Raw genomic sequence first — 25,559 nt, forward strand, 5'->3', positions numbered from 1 at the left:
CGCGCTCGCCGCTGCCGTCAGTGGCTGCGCCCGGATTGCTCCAAATGGTGCCAGGCATGGCGGACCAGCCAGCGCGCCTCGTCCCACGGCACCGACAGCGACGGCGCCAGGTGGTGATAGGACTCCTGCAGCACGCGGTACAGCTGCGCTTCGGTGGCGCGCGGATAGGCCAGGTAGACGTCGTAGCCCATCTTCAGCAGCGAGGCATAGTCGGAGAAACCGTGGTGACCGAGGCGGCCATCGGCATGCGCATGCCGCCAGTAGGCCATTTCGGCATCCAGATCGACGGCGCGACGAGCGTGGGCAGGACGAGCGAGAGCGGAAGCGGTCTGCATGGGTAGGACTCCTCTCGAAGCTACCCCCCTGTCGCTCCGATCCTAACGGATAGTTGCCGCGATTTGCGCCTGCAGCGCGATATCGCGCGCGAATCGCTGAACCGATAAGCGAGATGAGCGGGCAGACGCTCTGGAAGCGCTTGCAACGCCGTGCTGGATAGCGCGCCGGTTGCGAGGTCGCATGACGCGTTGTCGTCGTGCCGGCGACGATGCGTTATGCGACAGGATGCCATGCACGCGGCATATGCCTCCTCATGCGGCACATGCCGATCGCCATGGAGGCGACGGCACGCTCACCGATCCAAGGCATGCGGCGCCGCGGCTTCAGTCCCAGTCCGGCGCGATACCGGCCGGGTTCGCCAGCCGTTCGCCGCGGTCCAGTGTGGCGATCTGCGCCATGTCCTCCTTCTCCAGGCGCAGCGACTGCGCGAGCAGATTGCTGGCCAGGTTCTCGCGCTTGGTCGAGGACGGGATCACCGCATAGCCCTGCTGCAGCGCCCAGGCCAACGCCACCTGCGCCGGCGTGGCGGCATGGCGCGCGGCGATCGCGGCGATCGCCGGATCCTGCAGCACCTTGCCGTAGGCCAGGGTCATGTACGAGGTGACGTGGATGCCCTGTTGCTGCAGGTAGCCGATCAGCTTGCGATTCTGCAGATAGGGATGCACTTCGATCTGTTGCGTGGCGATCGCGTCGGCACCGAGGATCGCGATCGCCTGCTCGGTCAACGCGATGGTGAAGTTGGACAGGCCGATCTGCCGGGTCAGGCCTTGCCGCTTGGCGTCGGTCAGGGCGTGCAGATATTCGGCCATCGGCACCGCATCGCGCGGCGAGGGCCAATGCACCAGGGTCAGGTCCACGTAGTCGCTGCGCAGCTTGTCCAGGCTCTGCCGCAGGCTCGGCAGCAGCTTGTCGGTGGACAGGTTGTCGGTCCACACCTTGGTGGTGACGAACAGGTCCGCGCGCGGCACGCCGGAAGCGGCGATGGCCTGGCCGACCTCGGCTTCGTTGCCATAGATCTGCGCGGTGTCGACGGCGCGGTAGCCGAGTTCGAGCGCGTTGCGAACCGAGTCGACGACCACCTGATCCTTGAGCCGGAACGTACCCAGGCCGAAAGCGGGAATGCGCATGCGGTGACTCCTTGCGAGGAAGATAGGGAAGAAGATTGGATTTCAGTATGCGAGCGGCGCGGTCATGTCGGCGTCGCTGCGGCGCCCATCGCATCGGGCTGGCCGATCGGTGCGATGGCGCCTAGGGCGGCGTTCACAGGGCAGAGCAGGGATGGAAGCGGGACCATGACGGCATCCGGGAGAAATAAGCACAGACGCAGTGTGGCCCCATCCCTGGCCAGGAAAAACCCATCGCCAGACCAATCACTTTTGCGTTCTGATCAATAATCGATTCCCGATTCCACCATCCGCTCTGCCATGAAGACGACGCTGGACGAACTGCAGGCCTTCATCGCCGTGGTCGATACGCACTCCATCACCGCGGCCGCCCACGCATTGGGGCAGACCGCCTCCGGGGTCAGCCGCGCGCTGGCGCGGCTGGAGGAAAAGCTGCAGACCACGCTGCTGCGGCGGACCACCCGGCGCCTGGCGCTGACCGAGGAAGGCCAGGCCTTCCTGCAGCGCGCCCGCGAGATCGTGGCTGCGGTCGAGCAGGCCGAAGAGCAGATGGTCGCGCGCCGCCAGCGCCCGGCCGGGCGCCTGCGCGTGGATGCGGCCACGCCGTTCATGCTGCATGCGATCGTGCCGCACGTGGCCGGTTACCGCGCACGCTATCCGGATGTGGAGCTGGAGCTGACCAGCAACGACGGCATCATCGACCTGCTCGAACGCCGCACGGACCTGGCGATCCGCATCGGCGCGCTGCGCGATTCCAGCCTGCATGCGCGCGCGCTGGGCAGCAGCCGGCTGCGGGTGCTGGCCAGTCCCGACTATCTGGCCCGGCGCGGCATGCCGCGCCGCGTGGACGCGCTGGCCCGGCACGACCTGCTCGGCTTCACCCAGCCCGAGTCGCTTAACGAATGGCCGCTGCGTGGCAACGATGGCGCTGCGTTGCACATCCGCCCGACGCTCGCCTGCTCCAGCGGCGAGACCCTGCGCCAGCTGGCGCTGGCCGGCGACGGCATCGCCTGCCTGTCCGACTTCATGACCGCGGCCGATCGCCGCGATGGCCGCCTGGTGCAGCTATTGCCCAAGCTCACGCTGGACGTGCGCCAACCGATCCACGGCGTGTACTACCGCAACACGGCGGTCTCGGCGCGTATCGCCTCGTTCCTGGACCATCTGGCCGACGCGCTGGGGCCGGCGCCGTTCGCTGGGTGAGGCATGTGTGCGCCAAGCGCGCATTGGCGAGCGGGGCGGGGCGTCGCCGAGCGGGGCACGCTGGCAGCGCACGCCATGACGCCGTGAAGATGCGCAGCCGAAACGGGCCGCACATGCACGTCGTGCAGACGATGCCTCCAATAGCCTGCCTGCGTACTAATGACGCGTGTGCCGCGTCCATGTGCGAGACCGCGGCGGCGGTTGCGCCGTCGTTCCGGCCCCCGGGACTGGACACGCATTTGTAAATGTAACTAATATGGTTACATGAAGCGAAACACACAACTTTCCGATGTGCTGCACTTGCTGGTGCACATGGCCCAGCATGGCGAGCCGATGACCTCCGAGCAGATGGCGGCCTGCCTGCAGAGCCATGCGGTGGTGGTGCGGCGCCTGCTGGCGCGGCTGCGCGACGCGCAACTGGTCGAATCCACCCGCGGCCACGGCGGCGGCTGGCAGTTGGCGCGCGCGCCGGAGGCGATCAGCCTGTACGACGTCTATGTCGCCTTGGGCGAGACGCTAGTGCTTGGCCACGGCGTGCGCGGTCCGCATCCGGATTGCGCGATCGAGCGTGCGGTCAACGATGCGCTCGACGACGGCTATCGGCAGGCACAGGCCGCGTTGGCCGCACAGCTGCAGGCGTTGACGCTGCGCAAGCTGGGCCAGCGCGTACAACGCAAACTCAAACAGGAGCAGAAGACCCATGCAACATGATGCCGTGATCGTCGGTGGCAGTTTCTCCGGCCTGTCCGCCGCGCTGATGCTGGCGCGCGGGCATCGCAAGGTCCTGGTGGTCGATGCCGGCCTGCCGCGCAACCGGCATGCCGCGCACTCGCATGGCCTGCTGGCGCTGGACGGCATGCCGGGCAGCGCGGTGCTGGCGCAGGCCAAGGCGCAGCTGCTGGCCTATCCGAGCGTCGAATGGTGGGACGGGCAGGTCGAAGAGGCGACTGCATTGCCCGGCGGCTGGTACGTGGCGCTGGCCGACGGCAGGCGGATACGCACGCGCGGCATGGTGCTGGCGACCGGCGTCGTCGACCAGTTGCCGGACCTGCCGGGCGTGGCCGAGCGCTGGGGACACACGGTCATGCACTGCCCGTACTGCCACGGCTACGAGCTGGGCCGGCAGGCGCGCATCGGCGTGCTCGGCAACGGCACCGCCATGTCGGCGGAACAGGCGCTGATGCTGGCCGACTGGGGCCGGGTGACGTTGTTCGCGCAGGGCATGCCGCTGGACGACGCCGAGCTGATGGCCAAGTTGGCCAGGCGTGGCGTGCAGCTGGAAACGCGGCGGGCAATCGCCTTGGAAGGCGAGGGCACGGCGATCGACGGCATGCGCGTGGACGATGGCGCGCTGGTACAGATCCAGGCGCTGTTCCTGGGCGCGCCGACGCGCATGGCCAGCCCGCTGGCCGAGCGCCTGGGTTGCCGCTTGGAGCAAGGCCCGTTGAGCCCGTATCTGAGCGTGGACGAAAAGAAGCTGACCAGCGTGCCGCGGGTCTATGCGGCCGGCGACGCGGCGCGCATGTTCGGTAACGCCACGCTGGCCTCGGCCGATGGCGTGATCGCCGGCATCGGGCTGCACCACGCGTTGATCGCCGAAGACAGCGAGCAGGATGCTGCGGCTGCGGCATAAAAAAAGGCCATCCGCGGACGGACGGCCTCGCACCGGCACGAGGCCGGCAGCTGCCAAGGCCACACCGCCTCAGCCCTTCACGCACAGCACCTGACGCAGCGTGTGCACCACTTCCACCAGGTCGCTTTGCGCGGCCATCACCGCGTCGATCGACTTGTACGCCGCCGGCGATTCGTCGATCACCGCCGCATCCTTGCGGCACTCCACGTGCGCGGTGGCCTCGCGGTGCTGGGCCAGGGTGATCTGCTGGCGCGCGGCGGTCCGGCTCAACACCCGCCCGGCGCCATGGCTGCAGCTGTGGAAGCTGTCGCCATTGCCCAGGCCGCGCACGATGAAGCTCTTCGCGCCCATGCTGCCGGGGATGATGCCCAGCTCGCCGGCACGCGCGCTGACCGCGCCCTTGCGCGTCACCAGCAGTTCCTCGCCGGCGTGCGTTTCCTTCTGCACGTAGTTGTGATGGCAGTTCACCGCCAGCTTCTCCAACTGGAACTTCGGCAAGCGGTGGCGCATCTCCGCCAGCACCCGCGCCATCATCGCCTCGCGGTTCTCGCGGGCGTAGTCCTGCGCCCAGGACACCGCTTCCACGTAGTCGTCGAACAACGGCTCGCCTTCCATGAAGAACGCCAGGTCCTTGTCCGGCAGGTGGAAGCCGAGCACGCGGTGCGCCAACTGCTCGCGCGCCTGCTCGATGAAGTAGCTGCCGATCAGGTTGCCGGTGCCGCGCGAGCCGCTATGCAGCATCACCCACACCGCGTCGCTCTCGTCCAGGCACACTTCGATGAAGTGGTTGCCGCCGCCGAGCGTGCCGATCTGGCAGTCCAGCTTGTCGGTGCGGATCCGGCGGTGCCTGGCCTTGATCGTGTCCAGGCGCTCGACCAGCCCCGACTGCACGATGCGCGTGGCGATGCTGTCGGGCAGCTTGCGGTGCTCGCCGCCGCGGCCATTGCCGACCGGCACGCTGCGCTCGATGCTGGAGCGCAGTTGCGCCAGGCTGTCGGGCAGATCGGCCGCGCGCAGCGTGGTCCGCACCGCGGCCATGCCGCAACCGATGTCCACGCCGACCGCCGCCGGGATGATCGCGCCGCGGGTCGGGATCACCGAGCCCACGGTCGCGCCCTTGCCCAGGTGCACGTCCGGCATCACCGCTACCCACGGTCCCACGAACGGGATCGCGGCGATGTTGCGCAGCTGCTCGTGGGCCTGCGCTTCCAGCGGCACGCCGCGCACCCAGCCCTTGATCGGCGTGGCACTGCCCTCGGCGTGCAGCAATTCGTAGTTCTGCATGTTCATGTCTTCATTCCTTCGAGGCCCTGCACGGCGCTTCCTTGCGCCGCGCAGGGCAGTCCTACTTCATCGTCACCAACTGCTTCAGCACGCCATCCAGGCCGCCGAACACGGTGAGCTTGTCGATCTTCTCGGTGACCTTCTCCAGCGCCTCCAGCTCCTTCAGCCGCATCAGCACCGGGTTGTCCTCGATCAGCTTGGCGGTGTTGAGCAGCGACCGCGTGGCGTTGGCCTCCTCGCGCCGGCGGATCACGTTGGCCTGCGCCGACTTCTCCGCCTGCACCACCGCGTTGAGGATGTCCTTCATCTCGCCGGGCAGAATCACGTCCTTGACCCCGACGCCCAGCACCTCGATGCCGAAGCCGGCGACCTGCTCGCGCACGTAGCCGAAGATGTCCGCATCCAGCGACGCCTTGTCGCCCAGCAGTTCGTCCAGCGTCTTCGCCGACACCGCACGGCGCAAGCCGTACTGCAGCTCGCGGTACAGCTGGTCGCCGTACTTGGCCACCCGCGTCCGCGCGGCGACCGGATCGGCGACGCGCATGCTGGCGGCCAGGTTGACGCGCAGGCTGACCTTGTCGCGGGTCAACAGCTCCTGCCCGGACACCTCCACCGACTGGATCCGCAGTTCGATCACTTCCGCGACGATGTTCTTGCGGAAGTTCCAGAACGCGTAGTGCCCCGGCGGCAGCGTCTGCTGCAGGCGCCCATCGACGAACACCAGTCCCGCCGACTCGGCCGGAACGTCCAATGCCACCGCAAAACGCGACAGCAGGCCGAGCTGGCGCAGGCGCTGGGCGACATCCGCCGGCACCGCCAGGCTCTCGCCCAGCGGCAGACGCATCACCTCCACCGCGATCAGCCCGCGCCAGTACAGCCGGCGCGTGCCGGGCGCCAGCACGTCTTCGAGCTTGCCCTGCTTGAACACCAGGCCGACCTCGTCGCTGCCCAGGTCGGCCAGCACGAAGACCTCGTGCAGCTGCGCGCCCAGGCGCGCGATCAACGCATCGACATCGGCGCCGGCGTATTCCGGCACGGCGATATTGCAGGTCTTCACTTCGATCCGCTGCGACGGGTCGAACAGGCGGTAGACGCCGGGCGCGAGCACGCGCTCGAAACGCCGGTTGCGATACATCAGGCCGCGCTCGCTATCGCCGATCACGACCCGCTTGGTCCAGAACATGGCACGTTCTCCTTGTGTGGCTCTGGTGATCCGGCCCTGTGGATGAAATCGCCGCGCCGGACCGAGGAGCGCGAGGACGCTGGGTTGCGTATGCCGACGGCACCGCAACGCTGCAGAGAGGTGCAAGTACGCGCACGACGTCGCTGTGGCGGCCGGCGGGCGCTGTCGGTGCGGAGGCTTGCGCGTGGGATCGTCATCGCGTTGCAGTGCGATGCGACCGTCGGCGCAGGCGCGCACGTCCAGGGCGGCGTGGCGGCGGCAGCGGCGCTGCGGTGCATGCCTAACGCAGCGCCGATGGCGATGCGTGCGGCGTGATCCGCGCGGCGCGACTTGCTGGGCTTGCGCCCGGTATTGCACATGACGTGAAAGGTCATGGTTCTCGGAGCGGGAATCGAACCCGCAACATTCGGATTAATTTCCGATGCTCTAACCAATTGAGCTATCCAAAAGCGACGTGCCGGAATCGAACCGGCGACCAGTGGACAAGCCACCGCTCTACCTCTGAGCTAACGTCTGGTGGAAACCGCACGTCCCGGCCGCAGGCATACGCGACGGCAGTGCCGTGCGCACCGGACGGGAATGGCATCCCGTACCGCTAGCAACCATTAAGTGCAGTTTCCCATTGCCGTCTCCTTCGAAACGGCAATTCCTGCGTCGATCCCATTCCCGCCGCCCGCATCCGGCACCTGGACGCAGCGCTTGCGCGCCTCGCGAGCGAAACTTCCCTGTTTCCGGGCATTCCATGCCCGGGTGCCTGGGATGTTGGATCGAAAAAACAAAAAAGCATGCGAACGCGCAAAGCAAAACGCCCCCGGCATGGTGTCCGAGGGCGTTCGCGTTCCTCGGAGATCGATGCAACCGATCTCCGCAACGGGCGATCAGTCGATCAGGTGGTGGGGTCCAGCCGCAGCGCGGTATTGCGCAGCGCACGCAGTGCCGCTGCGCGCGTTTCGCGCTGCAGGCTGGGCAGATGTGCGGTGAAGGGGTGGAAGGTCATGGTCGTCGGAGTCGTCGTTGCCGAACGTGTCGGCTGATGGGCGCGCACATTACCTGCGTTGTTTTCGTTGCGCAAGGGGTTTATCGAATTATTTTTCTCTCACGCCAATGCCTCGATCGCCGCGCTCCGCGTCGGCAGTCGCCGCAAGATTCGGAATTCCCTGGGGCGCGTTTCCAATTCTGGTGTTTTGGTTACTGTGGCCGGCTCCGCAGAGCGGGAAATTTCATCGGCAAATCGCCGGATTTTCTCTGGCGATGGCCGGCCAGGCGCAATGCGCACTGTTAGGCTCGCGATGCGTCCTCCAGCACCAAATCACTTACTTTTCGGTAACTGGATGGCGCCTGCGCTCAAGCCACTTCCCCCAACGGAGCCATCGAAATGAAAATTCGCCTGCATGCGTCTCTGCTCGCATTGCTGCTCGCGTTCCCCGCCGCGTCCGCATTCGCGCAAACCGCGGTCACCGCCAATCCCAACCACCAGCAGCTGCTGCAGGCGTCGGATTGGCGTACCGAGGCGAACAAGCGCCTGGTCTACGACTTCTGGCGCATCGTGTTCGAAGCCGGGCACACCGAGTACGCGCCGATGTACATGGCCAAGGACTATATCCAGCACAATCCGACCGTGGCCAACGGCCGTGACGCGTTCCTGCAGTTCCTCACTGCGTTCGTCAAACCGCAGCCGATCAAGCCGCGCGTGCAGCTGCCGCTGGTGGCGATCCTCGCCGAGGGCGATTACGTGACCCTGGTATCGGTGCGCACGTTGCCCGACCCCAAGGACGCGACCAAGACCTATACGACTACCTGGTTCGACATGTTCCGCATCCAGAACGGCAAGATTCAGGAGCATTGGGATCCGGCGACCAAGTGAGATAGGCCAGGGTCGAGGACGTCGCGGCGATGCGTCGCTGCGGCACGCACGATGTGTGGTGTCGCAGCGACGCGGTGTGTGCGGGCGTGATGCCGTCATCGGACGGATTTCTTTGTTGTCCGGCGCCGGCACAGGGTGGCGAGTTGGATGTCGGCGTGGGCCGCATATGCAGTCGGTCGCGCATGCGCCTCGAGAATGCTGTGCCGGCTTGCAGTTGCGAACATCCGGCGGTGTGCGTTTGGTGCATGCTGGCAAGGCGCGAGAGGGCTAGACTCCGGTAGCGGCCATCGGTCGCGCGCCCTTCCCCCAGCCGACATCGCCGCCATGCCCTTCCTCGAACTTCCGACGCATCGCCTGCATTACCGCATCGACGGCAGCGAAGGCCGTCCATGGCTGACCTTCTGCAATTCGCTCGGCACCGACCTGCACATGTGGGACGCGCAGATCGACGCGCTGGCACCGTACTACCGGGTGCTGCGCTACGACCGTCGCGGCCACGGCGCCTCGAGCGCCGCGCCTGGGCCGTATCGGATCGAGGAACTGGCCGGCGATGTGCTGGCGTTGCTCGATGCGCTGTCGGTGGAGCGCACCCATTTCTGCGGCCTGTCGATCGGCGGGCTGACCGGGCAGTGGCTGGGCATCCACGCCGGCGCGCGGCTGCATACGCTCAGCGTGTGCGCGACCGCGGCCAAGATCGGCACCGAGGATGGCTGGCAGGAACGCATCGCGCAGGTGCAGGCCGATGGACTGGCGCCGCTGCTCGCCGGCACCCGCGAGCGCTGGTTCACTCCGGCCTTCGCCGAGATGCAGCCGGCAACGGTCGAGGCGATCCTTGCGAGCTTCATGGACACCGATGCGCAGGCCTATGCAGCCTGCTGCGAGGCAGTGGCCAGCGCCGACTTCCGTGGCGTCCTGGGCGAGATCGCCACGCCGCTGCTGGCGCTGGCCGGACACGACGATCCGGTCTGCCCGCCGGACGGTCTGCAGGCGATCGCCACGCAGGCGGCGCGCGGCAGCTTCGCCCAGGTGCATGGCCGGCATCTGTGCAATGTGGAATCGCCGCACGCCTTCAACGACGCGCTGCTGCGCTTCCTGTTGCAATAGCCGCGGGCAGGTGCGGCAGAGACAGTCGCCGCGCGATCCCGACCGCGCAGCGCAGGCTGTCCAATCCCGAATCCCTACTCCCGGCTCTCATCCAGCTGCACAACCAGCTTGCCGAAATTGCCGCCGCCGAGCATGTCGATGAAGGCCTGCGGCGCGTTCTCCAGCCCATGCACGACATGCTCGCGGTAGCGCACGCGGCCGTCGGCCAGCCAAGCGCCCATCTCGCGCAGGAACTCGGGATAGAGCTTGACGAAATCGCCGACGATGAAGCCGCGCAAGGTCAGCCGCTGGCGCAGCACCTGGTTCATCAGTGCCGGTAGGCGGTCCGGTCCCGGCGGCAGTTCACCTCGCTTGTTGTAGGTGGCGATGGTGCCGCACACCGGCACCCGCGCGAAATCGTTGAGCAGCGGCAACACCGCATCGAACACATGGCCGCCGACGTTCTCGAAGTACACGTCGATGCCGTCTGGCGCGGCGGCGCGCAGTTGCCCGGCGAAGTCCGCCGCGCGATGGTCCAGCGCCACGTCCAGGCCCAATTCCTCGCGCAGGTAGCGGCATTTCTCGGCGCCACCGGCGATGGCGATCACCTTCGCGCCGCGCAACCTGGCGATCTGCGCCACGCTGGCGCCGACCGGGCCGGTGGCGGCGGCGACCGCCACGGTCTCGCCGCTCTGCGGCTTGCCGATCTCGTGCAGGCCGGCGTACGCAGTGAAGCCAGGCATGCCGTAGACGCCGAGCGCGGTGCTCGGCGGCAACGGCGAGTGCGGATCGAGCTTGCGCCGCAGGCCGGCGCCGTCGGCCACCAGGTGCGTCTGCCAGCCGCCGCTCTGCACCAGTACCAGATCGCCGGGCTTGAAATCGGGGTGGTGCGATTCCAGCACCTCGGCGACGGTGCTGCCGACCATCACTTCGTCCAGTTGCACCGGCGGCGCGTACGAAGGCGCATCGCTCATGCGTCCGCGCATGTACGGATCCAGCGACAGCCAGCGGTTGCGCAGCAGCACCTGGCCGGGACCGGGCACGGCCAGCGGCGCCTGTTCGATACGGAAATTCTGCGCGGTCGGCGCGCCCTGCGGACGCGAGGCGAGGACCACGCGAGTGGTATGGGAAGCGGTGCTCATACGGTTTCCTTGCTGGCGGTATCCAGTTGCGCGATATCGTCGGCCGACAGCGCCAGGCGCGCGGCGGCCAACAACTGCTGCAACTGCTCGATGCTGGTGGCGCTGGCGATCGGCGCGGCGATGCCGGGGCGCGCGATCAGCCACGCCAAGGCGACTTGGGTCGGCGTGGCCGAGTGCTTGCCGGCGATGTCGTCGAGCGCGGCGAGAATGCGCAGGCCGCGTGCGTTGAGGTAGCGGGCGATCACGCTGTCGCCGCGCGCCTGGCTCTTCGCCGCATCGGCGGGACTGCGGTACTTGCCGCTGAGGAAACCGCGGGCCAGCGCGTAGTAGCAGATCGTGCCCAGGCCTTGTTCGCGCACCAGCGGTTCCAGGCCGGCTTCGTAGCCGGCGCGGTCGTACAGGTTGTATTCGGGCTGCAGCGTCTCGTAGCGCGGCAACCCGTATTGCGCCGACACTTTCAGCGCTTCGGCCAGGCGTTCGGCGCTGTAGTTGGAGGCGCCGATCGCGCGCACCTTGCCTTGCTCGATCAGCCGCCCGAATGCGGCCAACGAGGCTTCCAGCGGCACCGACTCGTCGTCCTCGTGCGCCTGGTACAGATCGATCACGTCGGTCTGCAGGCGCTGCAGCGATTCGTCCACCGCCGCGGCGATGTTGTCGGCGGTCAGGCCCGGGCGTTCGGCCCATTTGCCGACCTTGGTCGCGATCAACACCTTGTCGCGCTTGCCGCTGCGCTTGAGCCACTGGCCGATGATGGTTTCCGACTCGCCGCCGCGGTTACCGGGCACCCAGGCCGCGTACGCATCGGCGGTGTCGATCAGGTTGAAGCCCGCTTCGACGAAGGCGTCGAGCAAGGCGAAAGAGGTCTTGGCGTCGGCACTCCAGCCGAACACATTGCCGCCGAAGGCGAGCGGCGCCGCGTGCAGGCCGGAACGGCCGAGTTCGCGCGTGTGCAGCATGGGGAACGCTCCGCTGTGGGGAAGGGCGACAGGATAGTCGTCCAAGGTTTCGGTATCGGGGCGATGGTCGCGAAAACAGCGTTCCGTTTGCGTGATTCGCGCTAACGCGAAGACAACATTCGGGCGTGCGCGCATGCGTGCTAGGCTCGCGTCACACCGACAACGGACGTACGCCATGAGCCTTCGCACCACGCTTGCCTGCGCTTGTACCCTTGCCATTGCCGCGACGCTGGCGATCCCGGCCGCACAGGCGATCAAGCCTGCCGACAGCGCTAGCTTGCCCGCGCCGGATGCGGCCTTGCAGAAGGCCATCGACGGGAGTTGGCGCGATCGCGTCTACGTCGAGCGCGATGCCTATCGCCACCCGGGGCAGACCCTGGCGTTCTTCGGCATCAATCCGACCCAGACGGTGATCGAGATCACCCCGGGCGGCGGCTGGTATTCGGAAATCCTGGCGCCGTACCTGCGCGAGCGCGGCCAGTACATCGCCGCGGTGGTCGATCCGACGGCGGTGCCGGAAGGGCGCGGCCGCGAGTATCAGCAGAAGGCGCGTGCGACGCTGGAGCAGAAGTTCGCCGCCGCGCCGGCGCAGTACGACCACGCCAAGCTGGTGGCGTATTCGCCGACCGCGCCGGTCTTGGGTCCGGCGGGCTCGGCCGATCTGGTGCTGACCTTCCGCAACGTGCACAACTGGCGCATGTCCGGCCAGGCCGAGGGCATGTTCAAGGGCTTCTACCAGGTGCTCAAGCCCGGCGGCGTGCTCGGCGTGGTCGAGCACCGGGCCAAGGCCGATGTGTCGGCCGACGACAAGAGCGGCTACGTCGGCCAGGCGCAGGTGATCGCGATGGCGGAGGCGGCCGGCTTCAAGCTGGTAGGCAAGAGCGAGGTCAACGCCAACCCGCGCGACACCAAGGACTATCCGGGCGGCGTGTGGACGCTGCCGCCGAGCAATAGCCACGATGCCGCCGACGACGCCAAGTACAAGGCGATCGGCGAGAGCGACCGGATGACGCTGAAGTTCGTCAAGCGCTGAGAGCGGCCGGCGCGGGCAGCGGGAAAAGGAAACCGGCGTGGGAGAATTGTCCGCGTCGCGCGCGACGCCGATGCTCGCCAATCCCGAATCCCCACTCTCCAATCCCCGCTTCCATGCTGATCGCGTTCAACAAGCCGTTCAATGTGCTGTGCCAGTTCACCGATCGCAGCGAACCGCCGCGGCGCACGCTGGCCGGGTTCGGCCTGCCCGCCGACGTGTACGCGGCGGGGCGGCTGGACTACGACAGCGAAGGTCTGCTGCTGCTCACCGACGACGGCGCGCTGGCGCACCGCTACACCGACCCGCGCCACAAGCAGCCGAAGACGTACTGGGTGCAGGTGGAAGGCGTGCCGCAGCCCGAACAGCTGCAGCGCCTGCGCGATGGCGTGCTACTGAACGACGGACCGACCGCGCCCGCCCAGGCCAGCGTGCTGGAGACGGCGCCGGACCTGTGGCCGCGCGATCCGCCGGTGCGTTTCCGCAAGACGGTGCCCGATGCCTGGCTGCAGATCGTGCTGCGCGAGGGGCGCAACCGCCAGGTGCGGCGCATGACGGCCGCGGTCGGCTTGCCGACCCTGCGTCTGGTCCGCGCGGCGATCGGCACGCATCGGCTGGACGGGTTGGCGCCGGGCGCGTGGCGGGCGCTGTAGGCCGTCTGGGCAACACCCCTGTAGGAGCGGCTTCAGCCGCGACGCTTTACCGATAGAGTCTGTCGCGGCTGAAGCCGCTCCTACAAGAGCGGGGCTGGCTGGTCGCGAATTACGTATTGGCGCGCGTGCCGCGTGGCGCGTCCGTAGGCGCTCGACGATCGCCGTTGCGGCGGCCGCGTCGCCGCGCCGCGGATCGTCGGCGCATCACGCCCTCCGCCGCCTGCAAACTAAAACAGCGGCCGGATGCATCCGGCCGCTGTTTCGATGGCGCTGCTGTCGTCGCTGTCGCGGCGACGCTCCTGCAAAGCCTTATTCTTCGGTAGCGTCCTGCGCGGCCGCGGCACGGCGCGAGGTACGTGCCGCCGAACGACGGGCACCGGCGTTGCCGCGCTTGCTGGCTTCGATGCGCTGCGAATCGCCTTCGATCGGCGCGGCGTTGTCGCGCTGGCGCTTGCGGTAGATCGCATACCCGAGCAAGCCCACGCCTACCGCCGCGGCGGCGATCGCGATGACCGGATTGCGGCGCACCGCAGTGCGCGCGACCTTGGTGCCGGTCTTCACCGCACCCAGCGCCGCACCGGTCTTGAGCGCGCCCATGGCGGCGCCGGACTGCAACCACTTGTTGGCCTGCGGCCCGATGTGACGGAGGCTGTCGCCGGCATGGCTGGCGAGATCCAGCGCGCGGTCGGTGATGATGGTCAGCTTGCTCATGGGGGCGTCCTTACTGGCAGGAATAAGGGCTGCAGTGTCCCTTGGGCGCCGTATACATGGCGTTAGCGCGCCGGCGTGGAATCGTCTGGCGGCTGAATGCGCAGGGCGGTTCGGATGCGGCGGTCGGTGCGCTTGGTCATCACGCTGGGGATTTCTCGATGGGACGGCGCTGGCGCGATATTGCCGAGGACAAGGCTGGTCGGCGCACGGTTCGCGCATGGTTATTGCCTTCGCCATCCATGGCCGCGGGCGGCGGGTGGCGGTGCTCGCCGGCCTCCGTACCTTGGCGTGCTTGCATCGGACCTTGGCGGAAGCGCGGCAGGCAGGCGGAGCGTCCTAAGCCGCCGTTGCCGCCTCGAATGGCCGCAACCTGCAGCGCGGCAGCCGGGCGGCTTCGCCGAGCCAGACGGCGCAGGTCGTCGAACGCCTGCTGGCGCTCAACACCACCGCGCTGACGCGGCTGGCGATCGCGCCGCGGCTGGCGCAGTCCGGCCACGGCGCGATCATCAGCATCGGCTCGGTTTTGCCTGCCGTCGGCTCAGGTGCCACGCGGCTTTGCGCGATGGCTGGCGGTGGCGGTCCACGGGTCGTCCGGCCAAGGGTGGCGGGGATAGCGGCCCTTCATTTCCTTCTTCACTTCCGGATAGGTGCTGGACCAGAAGTTGCGCAGGTCCTGGGTCACCTGCAGCGGACGCCCACCGGGCGAGAGCAGGTGCAGCAGCAGCGCCACGCGGCCGTCGGCGACGCGCGGGGTGTCGGCCAGGCCGAACAGTTCCTGCAGCTTCACCGCCAGCACCGGCGGTTGCGGTTGGCCGGCGTGGTCGAGCGCGTAGTCGATGCGCCGCTCCATGCCCGAGGGCACGGTGATCCGCGTCGGCGCGTGGCGATCGACGGCCTGCCGCCGGTCCCACGGCAGCAGCGACTTCAGCGCCTCGCCGAGGTCGTCTTCGCCCAGTGCGTCGAGCCGGGTCTTGCCGGCGAAGGCCGGGCGCAGCCAGCCGTCCAGGCCTTCCAGCAATGCCGCGTCGCCGAGATCGGGCAAGCCCAGCTCCGGCATCCAGGTGCGCAGTGCGACCACGCGCGCGCGCCACTGGCTCAGCGGCTCGCTCCACGGCAGCGCCTGCAGGCCGAGTTCGCGCACCGCCTCGGTCAGCGCCGCCGCCGCGTGCGCCGGATCGACGCGGCCGGCGGGGCGGCTGTCGAGCACGATGCGGTCGAAGCGGGTTTCGCGCAGCGCGCTCAGCGCGCGCCGCTCGGCGTCCCAGCGCACCACGTCCTGCTGCACGAAGCGCTGCGGAAAGTCCGCGCGCAGCCGCGCCTCGTCCACCGGCGCGGCGCGCAGCAGCAGCGCGTCCTTGGCTTCGTAGCGCAGTTCGGTGGCGACCAGCCATGGCTCGCCGCGCAGATCGCTGTGCTCGAACAGGCGTGCGCTGCGGCCGTTGGCCAGCAGGTAGCGCAGCGGATCGGCCGGATGCCGGGTGGCGATGCGGTCGGGGAAGGCGTGGGCCAGCAGGTCGCCGAGTTCGTGCGCTTCCACGCTGTCCGGCGCCGCGGCGTCGCTGCGCAGGCGCCGCCGCCATTGCTTGGCGGCCGCATCGATCGCGGCCAGGCCGCCGCGGTTGGCGTCGTGCGGGGCGCGGCCGCGGCGGAACCCGGCCAGTGCGCGCCAGCGCGCCGCCAGCGCATCGCCGCCCTGGCGCAACGGGTCGCGCGCCTCGACCAGCGCGGCCAGGTCGCAGGCCAGCGCCTGCGCCCGCGCATCCGGCGCGGCCAGCAGCATCGCCGCCAGCCGCGGGTGGGTGCCCAGCGCGAGCATGCGCCGGCCGCTGGCGGTGATCGCATGGTTCTCGCTCAAGGCGCCGAGCCGCTGCAGCAGTTCGCGCGCGGCGGCCAGCGCGCCGGCCGGCGGCGGATCGACGAAGCGCAAGGCGTCGCTGCCCCAGGCCGCGAGTTCCAGCGCCAGCCCGGCCAGTTCCACCTGCAGCATTTCCGCGCGGCGCTGCGCCTCCAGGCGCTGCGACTGCGGCCACAGCCGGTAGGCCCAACCGGAGGCGACACGACCGGCGCGACCGGCGCGCTGGTCGGCCGAGGCCTGGGCGATGGCGGTGACGTCCAGCCGCGAGAAACCGCTGTTGGGATCGTAGTGCGGCTCGCGCGCCAGGCCGGCATCGATCACCACGCGCACGCCGGGCAGGGTCACCGAAGATTCGGCCACGTTGGTCGCCAGCACCACGCGGCGGTGGCCGTGCGGATCGGGCTGCAGCACCTTGGCCTGCTGCTCGACCGGCAGCTCGCCATGCAACGGCAAGACATCGACGCCACCGCTCCCTTCTCCCATCGGGAGAAGGTGGCGCGCAGCGCCGGATGAGGGTACGGCCGAGGCGGTGCCTGATGCGGGCACCCCTAACCCCACCCCGGCCGCTTCCAGCGCCGCCTGCACCCGCGCGATCTCGCGCTGCCCTGGCAGGAACACCAGCACGTCGCCGGGATGCTGCTGCAGCGCGTGCTCGATGGCGCGGCGGGTCTGCGCTTCCAGCGCCTCCTCGCGCCGCGCCGGGAAATGCGCGATCTCCACCGGATAGCTGCGGCCGGCACTGGACAGCCGCGGCGCGTCCAGGAACTGCGCGAGGCGTTCGCCGTCCAGCGTCGCCGACATCACCACGATGCGCAGGTCCTCGCGCACCTGCGCCTGCACGTCCAGCGCCAGCGCCAGGCCCAGGTCGGCGGCCAGGTGGCGTTCGTGGAATTCGTCGAACAGCAGCGCGCCGACGCCGTCGAGCATCGGGTCGTCCTGGATCATCCGGGTCAGGATGCCCTCGGTGACCACCTCGATGCGGGTGCGCGCGGATACCTTGTTCTCGAAGCGGATGCGGTAGCCCACGGTCTCGCCCGGCGCCTCGCCACGCTGCCGGGCCATGAACGTGGCGGCGCTGCGCGCGGCGACCCGGCGCGGCTCCAACATCACGATGCGGCGGCCCTGCAGCCACGCCGCGTCCAGCAGCGCCGGCGGCACCTGGGTGGTCTTGCCGGCGCCGGGCGGGGCTTCCAGCACCAGCCGCGGATGCGCGGCGAGGCTGTCGCGGATCTGCGGCAGCAGCGGATCGATCGGAAAAACGGGAGAGGCCATCGGCCAAGGATACGGATCGGCTGCGCCGCTGTAGAGCGCATCCATCTCGCCGATAGCGCCGGCCCCGTACAATCTCCCGCTTTCCTGCCCGGCTTCCTCGGCATCTCCGCATGACTCTGATCGATATCGGCGCCAACCTCACCCACGACTCCTTCGATCGCGACCGCGACGCGGTGCTGCAGCGCGCCCGCGACGCCGGCGTCGCGCAGTTGGTGGTCACCGGCGCCAGCCGCGAGCACTCGCCGCTGGCGCTGCAGCTGGCGCAGCAGCATCCCGGTTTCCTCTACGCCACTGCGGGCGTGCATCCGCATCATGCGCTCGAGTACACCGCCGAGTGCGACGCCGAACTGCGCGCGCTGCATGCGCATGCCGAGGTGGTGGCGGTGGGCGAGTGCGGGCTGGACTACTTCCGCGACCTCGCGCCGCGCCCGGCGCAGCATCGCGCCTTCGAGCGCCAGCTGCAGCTGGCCGCCGACACCGGCAAGCCGCTGTTCCTGCACCAGCGCGACGCGCATGCGGACTTCCTGGCGCTGATGCGCCAATTCGACGGCAAGCTCGGCCCGGCGGTGGTGCATTGCTTCACCGGCACCCGCGAGGAGCTGTTCGACTATCTGGACCGCGACTGGCACATCGGCATCACCGGCTGGCTGTGCGACGAGCGCCGCGGCGCGCACCTGCGCGAGTTGGTCAAGAACATCCCGGCATCGCGGCTGATGATCGAGACCGACGCGCCCTACCTGCTGCCGCGCACGCTCAAGCCGCTGCCGAAGGACCGGCGCAACGAGCCGGCGTTCCTGGCGCACATCGTCGAGGAACTGGCGCGCGACCGCGGCGAGGACGTGGCGACGACCGCGGCGGCGACCACTGCGACCGCGCGTGGGTTCTTCCGCTTGCCGGATGTCGCGTGAGCGGCGTCCGCCGCGCGGCTGTGGCTATCGCTATTGTGCGTGGCGATGCGCGCTTGTCCTGTGCCGGCCGCAGTAGTCGATCGCGGTCGTTTGCGCTGCGAGATCTTGTAGGAGCGGCTTCAGCCGCGACCGGCATTACCGGGAACCCCTGTCGCGGCTGAAGCCGCTCCTACAGGATTGATGGCCTGCCGGTTTTCCGCGGCACGGACGCTCGCTATTCGACCTGCGCGTCCTCGCGCTTGGCCTCGGCCATCGCTTCCGGCTCCAGTTCCTCGGCGCTGCGGTTGAGCTTGACGAACACGCCCCAGGCGATCAACAGCAGCGCCGCGCACAGACCGACCGCGGTGGCGTAGGGCAGCTTGGCCGGGTCGTCGTGCATCAGTTCGAAGATCGACACCAGCGTCTCGATCGCCAGGGCGATGACGATGACCACGAAGAACCGCGACAGGTAGCGGCGCACCCGCGTCGGGCCACTGACCTTGACGTCGCGCTGCACTTCTTCCTCGAAGATGGTCTGGCCCAGTTCCAGCGTCACCAGCGCCACGGTGAGCAGGCCGATCGCCTCCAGCACCACGTTGAAGCGGTCGCGGATCACCAGGTCGCCGCCGGGGGTGAGGCCGTGCCACAGCTCCAGCACCGCCATCGCCACCAGGCCGGCGGCGCACAGCAGGAACAGCAGGATGATGACGAAATGGCCGCCGCGGAATAGCTTTTCCATGAACTTCATCGCCGTTCGCCGTGGTCAGGTCGGCGAGCATAGGCGCGGCGGGCGTCAGCGGCGCGCGAAGGCGTGTGCAGAGGGGGGCGGTGGCAAGCGGCGAATGTCCCGATGCGGGGAATGCGTTCCCGTACGTTATCCGCTGCCGCCATCACAGCAACTATTGGGACGTGCGCCGTGAGCTGACTGGCCCGATGCTGCACAAGAGGTGGGGCGCTGCGTTCGTCTGCCGGAGACACTGTGGGAGGGACTTCAGTCCCGACGCTTGCCGGCCGGCCAATCGCATGGTCCCGCTTGTGGCCGCTGAAGCCGCTCCCACAAAGCGCATTGCGCCTCGCCACGGTGTGCCCGATCCAACATCAGGGAGATTGCGCGCGCGAGGCTGCTGCGGCGGCGCTTCAGCGAATCGCACTGCCGCTGAAGGCGTCGCCACGCTGGTCCGCTTCTATCGTTCCGCCAGCCCCGCCTGGTAGGCCTGCAGGTGGCAGTAAGCGGCCATCAGCCATGGCGCGGCGTGGCCGGCAGCGCGGGCGCGTGCCAGCATGTCGCCGACGATGTGCTGCGCTTCCACCTGCTGCCCGGCTTCCAGGTCGCGCAGCATCGACGCTTTCATCGACGAGCCGGGTTGGGTCAGTAGCTGCAGCGCGTTGGCCTGCGCCGCTTCCGGTACCGCGTCGCCCACGGCAGCGGCGACCGCCGTGCATTCGGCATACAGCCCACGCAGCAGCGCCACGCCGTCGTCGCTGGCGACGATGCGGCCGGTCGGCGCGCGCATCAGGCAGGTGGCCGCGGCCAGCGCGGTCAGGAAGGTGTACTTGATCCACTGTTCCTGCGCGATCCGCGGCGTGGCGACATGGTCGATGCCGGCCTGCGTGCAGGCGGCAGCCAGGTCGCGCACACGTGCGCTGTCGGCGCCGCGCCCGTCGCGCTCGCCGAAGGTCAGCGAGGCCGGCTTGCCCAGGTGCTGGATGCTGCCGTCCGCGTCCAGCGTGGCGCTGATGAAGCACAGCCCGCCGAGCACGCGTTCGGCCCCGAAGCGCGTTTCCAGCACCGAGTAGTGGCGCAGGCCGTTGAGGATCGGCAGCAACGCGGTGTCGCGGCTCATCGCCGGCGCCAGCGCGTCCAGCGCGCTGTCCAGGTCGTAGGCCTTGCAACTGAGGATCGCCAGGTCGAACGGCTGCGCGGCGGCCGTTGCCGGCAACATGTCGGCGGTCAGCGTGGCCACCGCGATGTCGGCATCGCCGCGCGTGCTGCGGATGCGCAAGCCGTCGCGCTGCAGGCGCTCGGCCCGCGCCGGGCGGACCAGGAAGGTGACGTCGGCGCCGGCCTGGGCCAGGCGTCCGCCGAAGTAGCCGCCGGTCGCGCCGGCGCCGAGGATCAGGATGCGCATGCGCCGATGGTAGCAGCGACGCCGGCCTGGTTCAGCGCGGCGGGTCGCGCGTCTGCGGCGTGCGCAAGCCGTCCGGAGGCGCGAAGGCCTCGGCGGGCACGGGCTCGTAGCTGACCGCGTCCACGCGCAGGCTGCGTTCGTCGCGGCGGGTGCCGATACGGCCGCGATAGCCGAGCAGCAGGCCGCTGCTGTCCAGCCAGAGCGTGCCGCTGGTGGTGCCGTCGGGCCCTTGCGTGGCGGATTGATAACGCCAGCCGGCGGCGAGGCGGCCGGCGATGAATTCGCCGGGGACCGGCGCGCAGCGTCCGCCGATCCGTGCGCAGGGATCCTTGGGGTCGTACCAGTAAGGCCCACTGGCGTCGGCGACCGGAAGCCGGTAGTCGCCGGAACGGCTGATCAGCCACGCGCGGCCGCGGGTACCGGGATTGACCAGATAGGCATCGGGCGCATGCGCGCCGACGAAATCGACACGGATCGACTCGCCGCGCAGGCGCACCTCAATCTGTACCGACTCGCCGGCCTGTTTCGGACCCAGCGGACCGAACCCGTACGCGCGTGCCTGCAGCCTGGCCTGGGGCGGTGCTGGTTCACCCGCTGCCGCCGCATCGATGGATTGCGCCCTGGACGGCGCAGCGATGCACAGCGCGCATGCCAGTAGCGCCGTAGCCAGCCGCTCAGCGCGCAAGGTTGCCGCTGTCGTAGATGGGTGACTGCATGCGTACCACCGCGTAGGACTCGATCGGCAGGCGGCGATGGCCGCTGATGGGTTCTTCGATCAGCATCGATACTGGGCGATAGCTCTCGCCGCCGCTGACCAGGTCCGACAGTCCGACGATGACACGATCGACGAACGGCACGATCAGCGGCATGTTGTAGGTGACTTTGATCTTGAGGATGTTGGCATCCTGCACGTTGACCTGGCTGCCGCCGATATTGGCGTTGCGGAATGCCAGGCTATCGTTGGGCAATGCGTAGCGGCCGTCGTACTGGCGCTCGCGGAATTCGTTGAAGGCCGCGCGCGTCGGCGAAATCACTTCGATCTTCGAGAAGATCAGCACCTCGGTCAGCCTTATCTTCTGCTTGGTGATCAGCGCGTTGGCGATGTCCGGCGACTGCACGAACAGCGGCGTCAGGCCGCCGGCAAGCGCATCCTGCATATCACCCTTCTTCACCCCGCTCACCGCGCCGGCCCGTGCGGCCTGGAAGGTGGCGTAGTCCAGCACGGTCTTGGCGCGGTAGATCAGGATGAACTGGAAGATCACCAGGACCAGGAACAGAAAGGTGGGCACCACCACGCAAAATTCGACCAGGGACTGGCCGCGTTGGCGGCGCGGCGCATGGCGCAGCGCGTTCATTGGCTTTCTCCTGCAAGCGCGGCCTGGCGGGCCGCAGGGGAGGGTTCCGCCGGCCACCAGGCCAGGCGCTCGCCGCGGATCGGCTGCAGCGCCTGCAGACTGTCCGCTGCCAGTTCCAGTGTGGTGTGGGCGCGCAGGCAGGCGGCACCGCGCCACGGCCGCACGCGATCGCGCCATTCCAGCACATGGCCGTCGCGGTCGAAGAACAGCAGGTCCAGCGGATAGCTCATCGCGAAGGTATGCACACTTTTGCAGGGCTCGATCAACAGGCCTTGCCCGGGCTGCAGTGGCGTGCGCCCGAGCAGGCCGCGCAAGCGCAGCCACCAGGTGTCGGCCCGCCACACGCTGTGCAGCAGTATGTCGCCATCGCGGCGCAGCGTGCCGCACCTCATAGGATTCCCTGCTGTTTCATCTGCAGGTAGATGAAGTAGGCAAGCACCACGAAGATCAGCGGGAAGAAGAACAGCACCAGCGGCAGCATCATCTTCACCGGCGCTTCCAATGCCAGCTTCTCGGCGCGCAGGAAGCGTTCCTCACGGCGCTGCATGGCCTGCGAGCGCAGCGTTTCGCTGAGGCTGGCGCCGACCCGGTCGGCCTGAATCAAGGCGCTAGTGAAATTGGAGATCTGCGAGATGTCCATGCGGTCGGCCATACGCCGCAGCGCCTCGGCGCGCGGCAAGCCCGCGCGCAGGTCGCGCAGCATCCGTGAAAACTCCTGCGACAGCGGTCCGGGCGGACCCTTCTGCACCGATTGCTCGATCGCGCCGGTGATGTTCAGGCCGGCTTCGACCGCCATAGTGATGAAGTCCAGGAACGTCGGCAGGTCGCGTACGACGTGCTTGCTACGCTGCTTGCGACGTTCGCCCAGCCACAGCGTCGGATACATCCAGCCCAGTGGAATGCCGAACAGCAGGCACATCGACAGCGCGCCCATGCTGAACTTGCCTAGCAGCATCACGATGACGGCGAATACCACGCTGACTACGCAGGCAGCGACGATGCGCGTGCCGTACAGCTCTTCCGGAGTCAATACGAAGTCCTGCCCGGCCGACTGCAGGCTGCGGTGCGCGCGTTCCAACTGCGCAGATTTGAGCCGCGGACCGACCAGATGGGTGGCGGCGGTCACCAATGGCCACAGCAGGCGCAGTGCCGAGGGCAGCGGATCCTGGTAGTTGCGATCGTCCTGCGGCACCGCCTGCAGCAGCCCGCGCAACGCGAACATCACCAGCCCGACTGCAGCCAGCGCCAACAGGGCGACCAGAGCGAGCATCCAGTTCATATGTCGATCGTCATGATCTTGCGGCACATGCGGTAACCCAAGTACTCGAGCACGCACATCAGCGCGATGACGCACCAGCCGAGCAGGGTATGGAACATCGGATTCATGGTTTCCGGGTAGAACAGCACCAGGAAGCCGACCAGGCCGGCCGGCAGCATTGCCATCACGATGCCCTGCAATTTTCCCTGGGCGGTCAGCGCCTTGACCTTGCCTTCCATGATCAATTTGCGGCGCAGGGTCTCGGCCAGGGTCGACAGGCTTTCCGCCAGGTTGCCGCCGACCTCGCGCGAGATGCCTACCGCGGCGACGAACAGCTTGACGTCGGGAATCGGGACGCGCGCGGCGAAATTTTCCAGCGCCTCGTCGGTACGCACGCCCATGTGCTGCTCACGCAGGATCAGCGCCAGCTCCTGCGCCAGCGGCGGTTGACCATCGTGCGCCAGGGCCTCCAGCGCGGGGTTGAAGCCGACACCGGCGCGTAAGCTGCCGGACATCATCAGTAGGCTGTCCGGCAACTGCTGCTGGATCTGGTCCAGCCGCCGCTGCTTCAGCCACAGATAGATCTTGCGCGGCGCCACCGCCAGCACGATCACTGCCACCACCGGCAACAGCAGGTTGCCGCTGATCAGCCACAGTAGCAGCGGGATCAGCGCCAGCATCACGCCGTTGGCCACGAACAGCATCTGCGGATCGACGAACAGGAACATGTCGGCCAGGTTCAGTCGCGCCGTGTCGACAAAGCGCTCGTGGTAGCGCTGCATGAAACTCGCGCTGGCCCGCACCAGCAGCAAGCCGGAGACGGTGACGCAACTGAACGTGAGCAGGGCGACCAGCCAGATGTTATCCATGGCCCTGGCCGCCGTTGCGGAAGATCGACAGGTCCACCGGCACGCCGCGCTCGGCCAACTCCTCGTAGAACTCGGGCACCGCGCCGGTGGCGATGAAATCGCCAGTGACCTTGCCGTCGCGCCCGGCGCTGGACCTGGCCTTGAACAGGAACACGTCCTGCAGCTGGATCGTGCCGCTTTCCACGCCGGTGATCTCGGTGATGTGGCTGACCTTGCGCGAGCCGCAGGGGAAGCGCTTCTGGTGCACGATCAGGTCCACGGCTGAGGAGATCTGTTCGCGCACCACGGTCATCGGCAGCTCCATGCCGGCCATCATCACCATCACTTCCAGGCGCGACAGCGCCTCGCGTGGATTGTTGGCGTGCGCGGTGGTCAGCGAACCCTCGTGGCCGGTGTTCATCGCCTGCAGCATGTCCAGCGCCTCGCCGCCGCGGCACTCGCCCACCACGATGCGGTCGGGGCGCATGCGCAGCGCATTGCGGACCAGGTCGCGGATCGAGATGTGGCCCTTGCCTTCCATGTTCGGCGGGCGTGCCTCCAGCGCGACCAGGTTGGGCTGCACCAGCTTCAGCTCCGCGGCATCCTCGATGGTGACGATGCGGTCGGTGTCGGGAATGAAGTTGGACAGGATGTTGAGCAGCGTGGTCTTGCCGGAGCCGGTGCCGCCGGTGACCACGATGTTGCGCCGCTCGCGCACCGCCATGATCAGGAACTCCAGCATCGGCGCGTTGAGCGAGCCGAAGTCGATCAGATCCTTGCCTTCCAGCTTGCGCTTGGAAAACTTGCGGATGCTGATGCTGGGCCCGCGCAGCGCGATCGGCGGAATGATCGCATTGACGCGCGAGCCGTCTTTCAGGCGCGCATCGACCATCGGCGAACTCTCGTCGATGCGCCGCCCGAGCGGGGTCACGATGCGTTCGATCGCCGACAGCACGGCGCGGTCGCTGGTGAAGCACACCGGTGACTGCTCGATCCGACCGGCGCGCTCGATGAAGATCTGGTCGTAGGCATTGACCATGATCTCGGTCACCGTATTGTCCTCGATCAGGTCTTCCAGCGGTCCCAGGCCGATCGCTTCGTCCAGCACTTCCTTGGCCAGGCGCCGGCGATTGATGGTCTTCGGCAGGTTGGCGAACTCGCGCTCCAGCACGTCGTCGATCAGCGCGATCGTGGCCGTACGCAGGGCGTCGTCGCCCATGCTGCGTACGTCCAGGCGGCGCAGATCCATCTGCTTGACCAGCGAGGCGTGGACCTGGGCGCGATAGACCGCGATATCCGGCGGCAGATCCTGAGGCCGTGCCAGTTGCCGCTGCGCCTGCACGTCGGCCATCGGCTGGTTGGCCGCGGCGGTTGCCGGGTCGGCGAGTGGTGCCGCGGCAGGTGCGTTGAATGTCGCCGGATCGTGGCGCGGCGGGGCCGCTTCCGGCTCGTCACCGACCACCTGCAGACGGTAGTCACCGATCTGTACCAAGTCGCGGCTGCTCAACGGACCGCGGCTGCCAGATACCTTTTCGCCGTTGACCAGCACCGAGGCGCGCCCGCCGAACGCTTCGATGAAGATGCCCGCGTCCTCGCGCTTCAGCGCCGCATGTTGCTGAGCGATGCTCCAGCCTTGCAGCACCACCAGATTGCCGTCACCGCGACCGATGCCGCATTCGCGATGCAGGCAGCGCACATGGCGCTGGTCCCGGTTCGGCGTATCGATGAGGATATTGAACATGGCGTCGTATCT

General features: G+C 68.3%; 25 protein-coding genes and 1 tRNA gene. 8 read left to right on the forward strand and 18 right to left on the reverse strand.

Features of this window, described 5'->3' with window-relative positions:
* Positions 1-17 precede the first annotated feature (17 nt).
* Entirely contained in the window at positions 18-335 is a 318-nt protein-coding gene (locus HEP75_RS01590; RefSeq protein WP_185825197.1) for a hypothetical protein, read from the reverse strand.
* A gap of 324 nt (positions 336-659) precedes the next feature.
* Positions 660-1,463, reverse strand: a complete 804-nt coding sequence (gene dkgB / locus HEP75_RS01595) for a 2,5-didehydrogluconate reductase DkgB (RefSeq protein WP_185825198.1) — start codon at positions 1,461-1,463, stop codon at positions 660-662.
* Positions 1,464-1,760: 297 nt separating this feature from the next.
* On the opposite strand from dkgB, the gene HEP75_RS01600 reads away from it, so the two are divergent.
* The 3 genes from HEP75_RS01600 (at position 1,761) to HEP75_RS01610 (ending at position 4,296) form a co-directional block, all read left to right on the forward strand.
* Positions 1,761-2,663, forward strand: a complete 903-nt coding sequence (locus HEP75_RS01600) for a LysR family transcriptional regulator (RefSeq protein WP_185825199.1) — start codon at positions 1,761-1,763, stop codon at positions 2,661-2,663.
* Positions 2,664-2,927: 264 nt separating this feature from the next.
* Positions 2,928-3,374, forward strand: a complete 447-nt coding sequence (locus HEP75_RS01605) for an Rrf2 family transcriptional regulator (protein ID WP_185825200.1) — start codon at positions 2,928-2,930, stop codon at positions 3,372-3,374.
* Positions 3,364-4,296 carry an NAD(P)/FAD-dependent oxidoreductase gene (locus HEP75_RS01610; protein WP_185825201.1) on the forward strand — a complete coding sequence of 311 codons (933 nt, stop codon included), beginning with the start codon at positions 3,364-3,366 and terminating at the stop codon, positions 4,294-4,296. Before HEP75_RS01605 ends, HEP75_RS01610 begins: the two co-directional genes overlap by 11 nt.
* A 69-nt stretch (positions 4,297-4,365) precedes the next feature.
* Here the strand turns inward: HEP75_RS01610 and HEP75_RS01615 are convergent, their stop codons facing one another.
* The 3 genes from HEP75_RS01615 to HEP75_RS01625 form a co-directional block, all read right to left on the reverse strand.
* Positions 4,366-5,586: an RtcB family protein gene (locus HEP75_RS01615; protein WP_185825202.1), complete on the reverse strand. Its 1,221-nt coding sequence runs from the start codon at positions 5,584-5,586 to the stop codon at positions 4,366-4,368.
* A gap of 55 nt (positions 5,587-5,641) precedes the next feature.
* The gene (locus HEP75_RS01620; RefSeq protein WP_185825203.1) at positions 5,642-6,763 is read right to left on the reverse strand and encodes a slipin family protein; all 1,122 of its coding nucleotides are present in this window, start codon (positions 6,761-6,763) and stop codon (positions 5,642-5,644) included.
* 373 nt (positions 6,764-7,136) lie between these two features.
* A tRNA-OTHER gene (locus HEP75_RS01625) sits at positions 7,137-7,212 on the reverse strand.
* Positions 7,213-8,138: 926 nt separating this feature from the next.
* On the opposite strand from HEP75_RS01625, the gene HEP75_RS01630 reads away from it, so the two are divergent.
* Positions 8,139-8,627, forward strand: coding sequence for a nuclear transport factor 2 family protein (locus HEP75_RS01630; protein WP_185825204.1), 489 nt, complete (start codon positions 8,139-8,141; stop codon positions 8,625-8,627).
* 324 nt (positions 8,628-8,951) lie between these two features.
* The gene (pcaD, locus tag HEP75_RS01635; protein ID WP_185825205.1) at positions 8,952-9,731 is read left to right on the forward strand and encodes a 3-oxoadipate enol-lactonase; all 780 of its coding nucleotides are present in this window, start codon (positions 8,952-8,954) and stop codon (positions 9,729-9,731) included.
* A 74-nt stretch (positions 9,732-9,805) separates the two neighbouring features.
* Here pcaD and HEP75_RS01640 read toward each other — a convergent pair whose 3' ends face one another.
* Both HEP75_RS01640 and HEP75_RS01645 read right to left on the reverse strand, forming a co-directional pair.
* The gene (locus HEP75_RS01640; protein ID WP_185825206.1) at positions 9,806-10,852 is read right to left on the reverse strand and encodes an NADP-dependent oxidoreductase; all 1,047 of its coding nucleotides are present in this window, start codon (positions 10,850-10,852) and stop codon (positions 9,806-9,808) included.
* Positions 10,849-11,808 carry an aldo/keto reductase gene (locus HEP75_RS01645; protein ID WP_185825207.1) on the reverse strand — a complete coding sequence of 320 codons (960 nt, stop codon included), beginning with the start codon at positions 11,806-11,808 and terminating at the stop codon, positions 10,849-10,851. The genes HEP75_RS01640 and HEP75_RS01645 overlap by 4 nt, the downstream gene beginning before the upstream one ends.
* 175 nt (positions 11,809-11,983) lie before the next feature.
* Here HEP75_RS01645 and HEP75_RS01650 point away from each other — a divergent pair, with 175 nt between their 5' ends.
* The gene (locus HEP75_RS01650; RefSeq protein WP_185825208.1) at positions 11,984-12,841 is read left to right on the forward strand and encodes a class I SAM-dependent methyltransferase; all 858 of its coding nucleotides are present in this window, start codon (positions 11,984-11,986) and stop codon (positions 12,839-12,841) included.
* A 113-nt stretch (positions 12,842-12,954) separates the two neighbouring features.
* A complete protein-coding gene (locus HEP75_RS01655; RefSeq protein ID WP_185814908.1) occupies positions 12,955-13,491 on the forward strand; it encodes a pseudouridine synthase in 537 nt (178 codons plus the stop codon).
* Positions 13,492-13,800: 309 nt separating this feature from the next.
* On the opposite strand, the gene HEP75_RS01660 is transcribed toward HEP75_RS01655, so the two are convergent.
* The 3 genes from HEP75_RS01660 to hrpB form a co-directional block, all read right to left on the reverse strand.
* Entirely contained in the window at positions 13,801-14,202 is a 402-nt protein-coding gene (locus tag HEP75_RS01660; RefSeq protein WP_185814909.1) for a hypothetical protein, read from the reverse strand.
* A gap of 336 nt (positions 14,203-14,538) precedes the next feature.
* On the reverse strand, positions 14,539-14,715 hold the full coding sequence (locus HEP75_RS01665; protein WP_185825209.1) for a hypothetical protein: 177 nt from the start codon (positions 14,713-14,715) through the stop codon (positions 14,539-14,541).
* Positions 14,716-14,740: 25 nt separating this feature from the next.
* On the reverse strand, positions 14,741-17,329 hold the full coding sequence (gene hrpB, locus HEP75_RS01670) for an ATP-dependent helicase HrpB (RefSeq protein WP_185825210.1): 2,589 nt from the start codon (positions 17,327-17,329) through the stop codon (positions 14,741-14,743).
* 110 nt (positions 17,330-17,439) lie between these two features.
* Between hrpB and HEP75_RS01675 the strand changes: the two genes are divergently transcribed.
* The gene (locus HEP75_RS01675; RefSeq protein ID WP_185825211.1) at positions 17,440-18,237 is read left to right on the forward strand and encodes a TatD family hydrolase; all 798 of its coding nucleotides are present in this window, start codon (positions 17,440-17,442) and stop codon (positions 18,235-18,237) included.
* Between the two features lie 214 nt (positions 18,238-18,451).
* Here HEP75_RS01675 and HEP75_RS01680 read toward each other — a convergent pair whose 3' ends face one another.
* From HEP75_RS01680 to HEP75_RS01715, 8 genes are all read right to left on the reverse strand, one after another.
* The gene (locus HEP75_RS01680) at positions 18,452-18,964 is read right to left on the reverse strand and encodes a hypothetical protein (RefSeq protein ID WP_064540326.1); all 513 of its coding nucleotides are present in this window, start codon (positions 18,962-18,964) and stop codon (positions 18,452-18,454) included.
* A gap of 436 nt (positions 18,965-19,400) precedes the next feature.
* Positions 19,401-20,345 (reverse strand): 2-dehydropantoate 2-reductase, encoded by a 945-nt coding sequence (gene panE, locus HEP75_RS01685; RefSeq protein WP_185825212.1) that lies wholly within the window; start codon positions 20,343-20,345, stop codon positions 19,401-19,403.
* A gap of 31 nt (positions 20,346-20,376) precedes the next feature.
* On the reverse strand, positions 20,377-20,841 hold the full coding sequence (locus tag HEP75_RS01690; RefSeq protein WP_255423961.1) for a hypothetical protein: 465 nt from the start codon (positions 20,839-20,841) through the stop codon (positions 20,377-20,379).
* A gap of 178 nt (positions 20,842-21,019) precedes the next feature.
* On the reverse strand, positions 21,020-21,700 hold the full coding sequence (locus HEP75_RS01695) for a TadE family protein (protein WP_185825213.1): 681 nt from the start codon (positions 21,698-21,700) through the stop codon (positions 21,020-21,022).
* Positions 21,697-22,092, reverse strand: a complete 396-nt coding sequence (locus HEP75_RS01700) for a DUF192 domain-containing protein (RefSeq protein WP_185825214.1) — start codon at positions 22,090-22,092, stop codon at positions 21,697-21,699. Before HEP75_RS01700 ends, HEP75_RS01695 begins: the two co-directional genes overlap by 4 nt.
* Positions 22,089-22,979, reverse strand: a complete 891-nt coding sequence (locus HEP75_RS01705) for a type II secretion system F family protein (RefSeq protein WP_185825215.1) — start codon at positions 22,977-22,979, stop codon at positions 22,089-22,091. Before HEP75_RS01705 ends, HEP75_RS01700 begins: the two co-directional genes overlap by 4 nt.
* On the reverse strand, positions 22,976-23,827 hold the full coding sequence (locus HEP75_RS01710; RefSeq protein ID WP_185825216.1) for a type II secretion system F family protein: 852 nt from the start codon (positions 23,825-23,827) through the stop codon (positions 22,976-22,978). The genes HEP75_RS01705 and HEP75_RS01710 overlap by 4 nt, the downstream gene beginning before the upstream one ends.
* Entirely contained in the window at positions 23,820-25,547 is a 1,728-nt protein-coding gene (locus tag HEP75_RS01715) for an ATPase, T2SS/T4P/T4SS family (protein ID WP_185825217.1), read from the reverse strand. The genes HEP75_RS01710 and HEP75_RS01715 overlap by 8 nt, the downstream gene beginning before the upstream one ends.
* Between the last annotated feature and the right edge of the window lie 12 nt (positions 25,548-25,559).

The organism is Xanthomonas sp. SI (genome assembly GCF_014236855.1).
Classification (GTDB): domain Bacteria; phylum Pseudomonadota; class Gammaproteobacteria; order Xanthomonadales; family Xanthomonadaceae; genus Xanthomonas_A.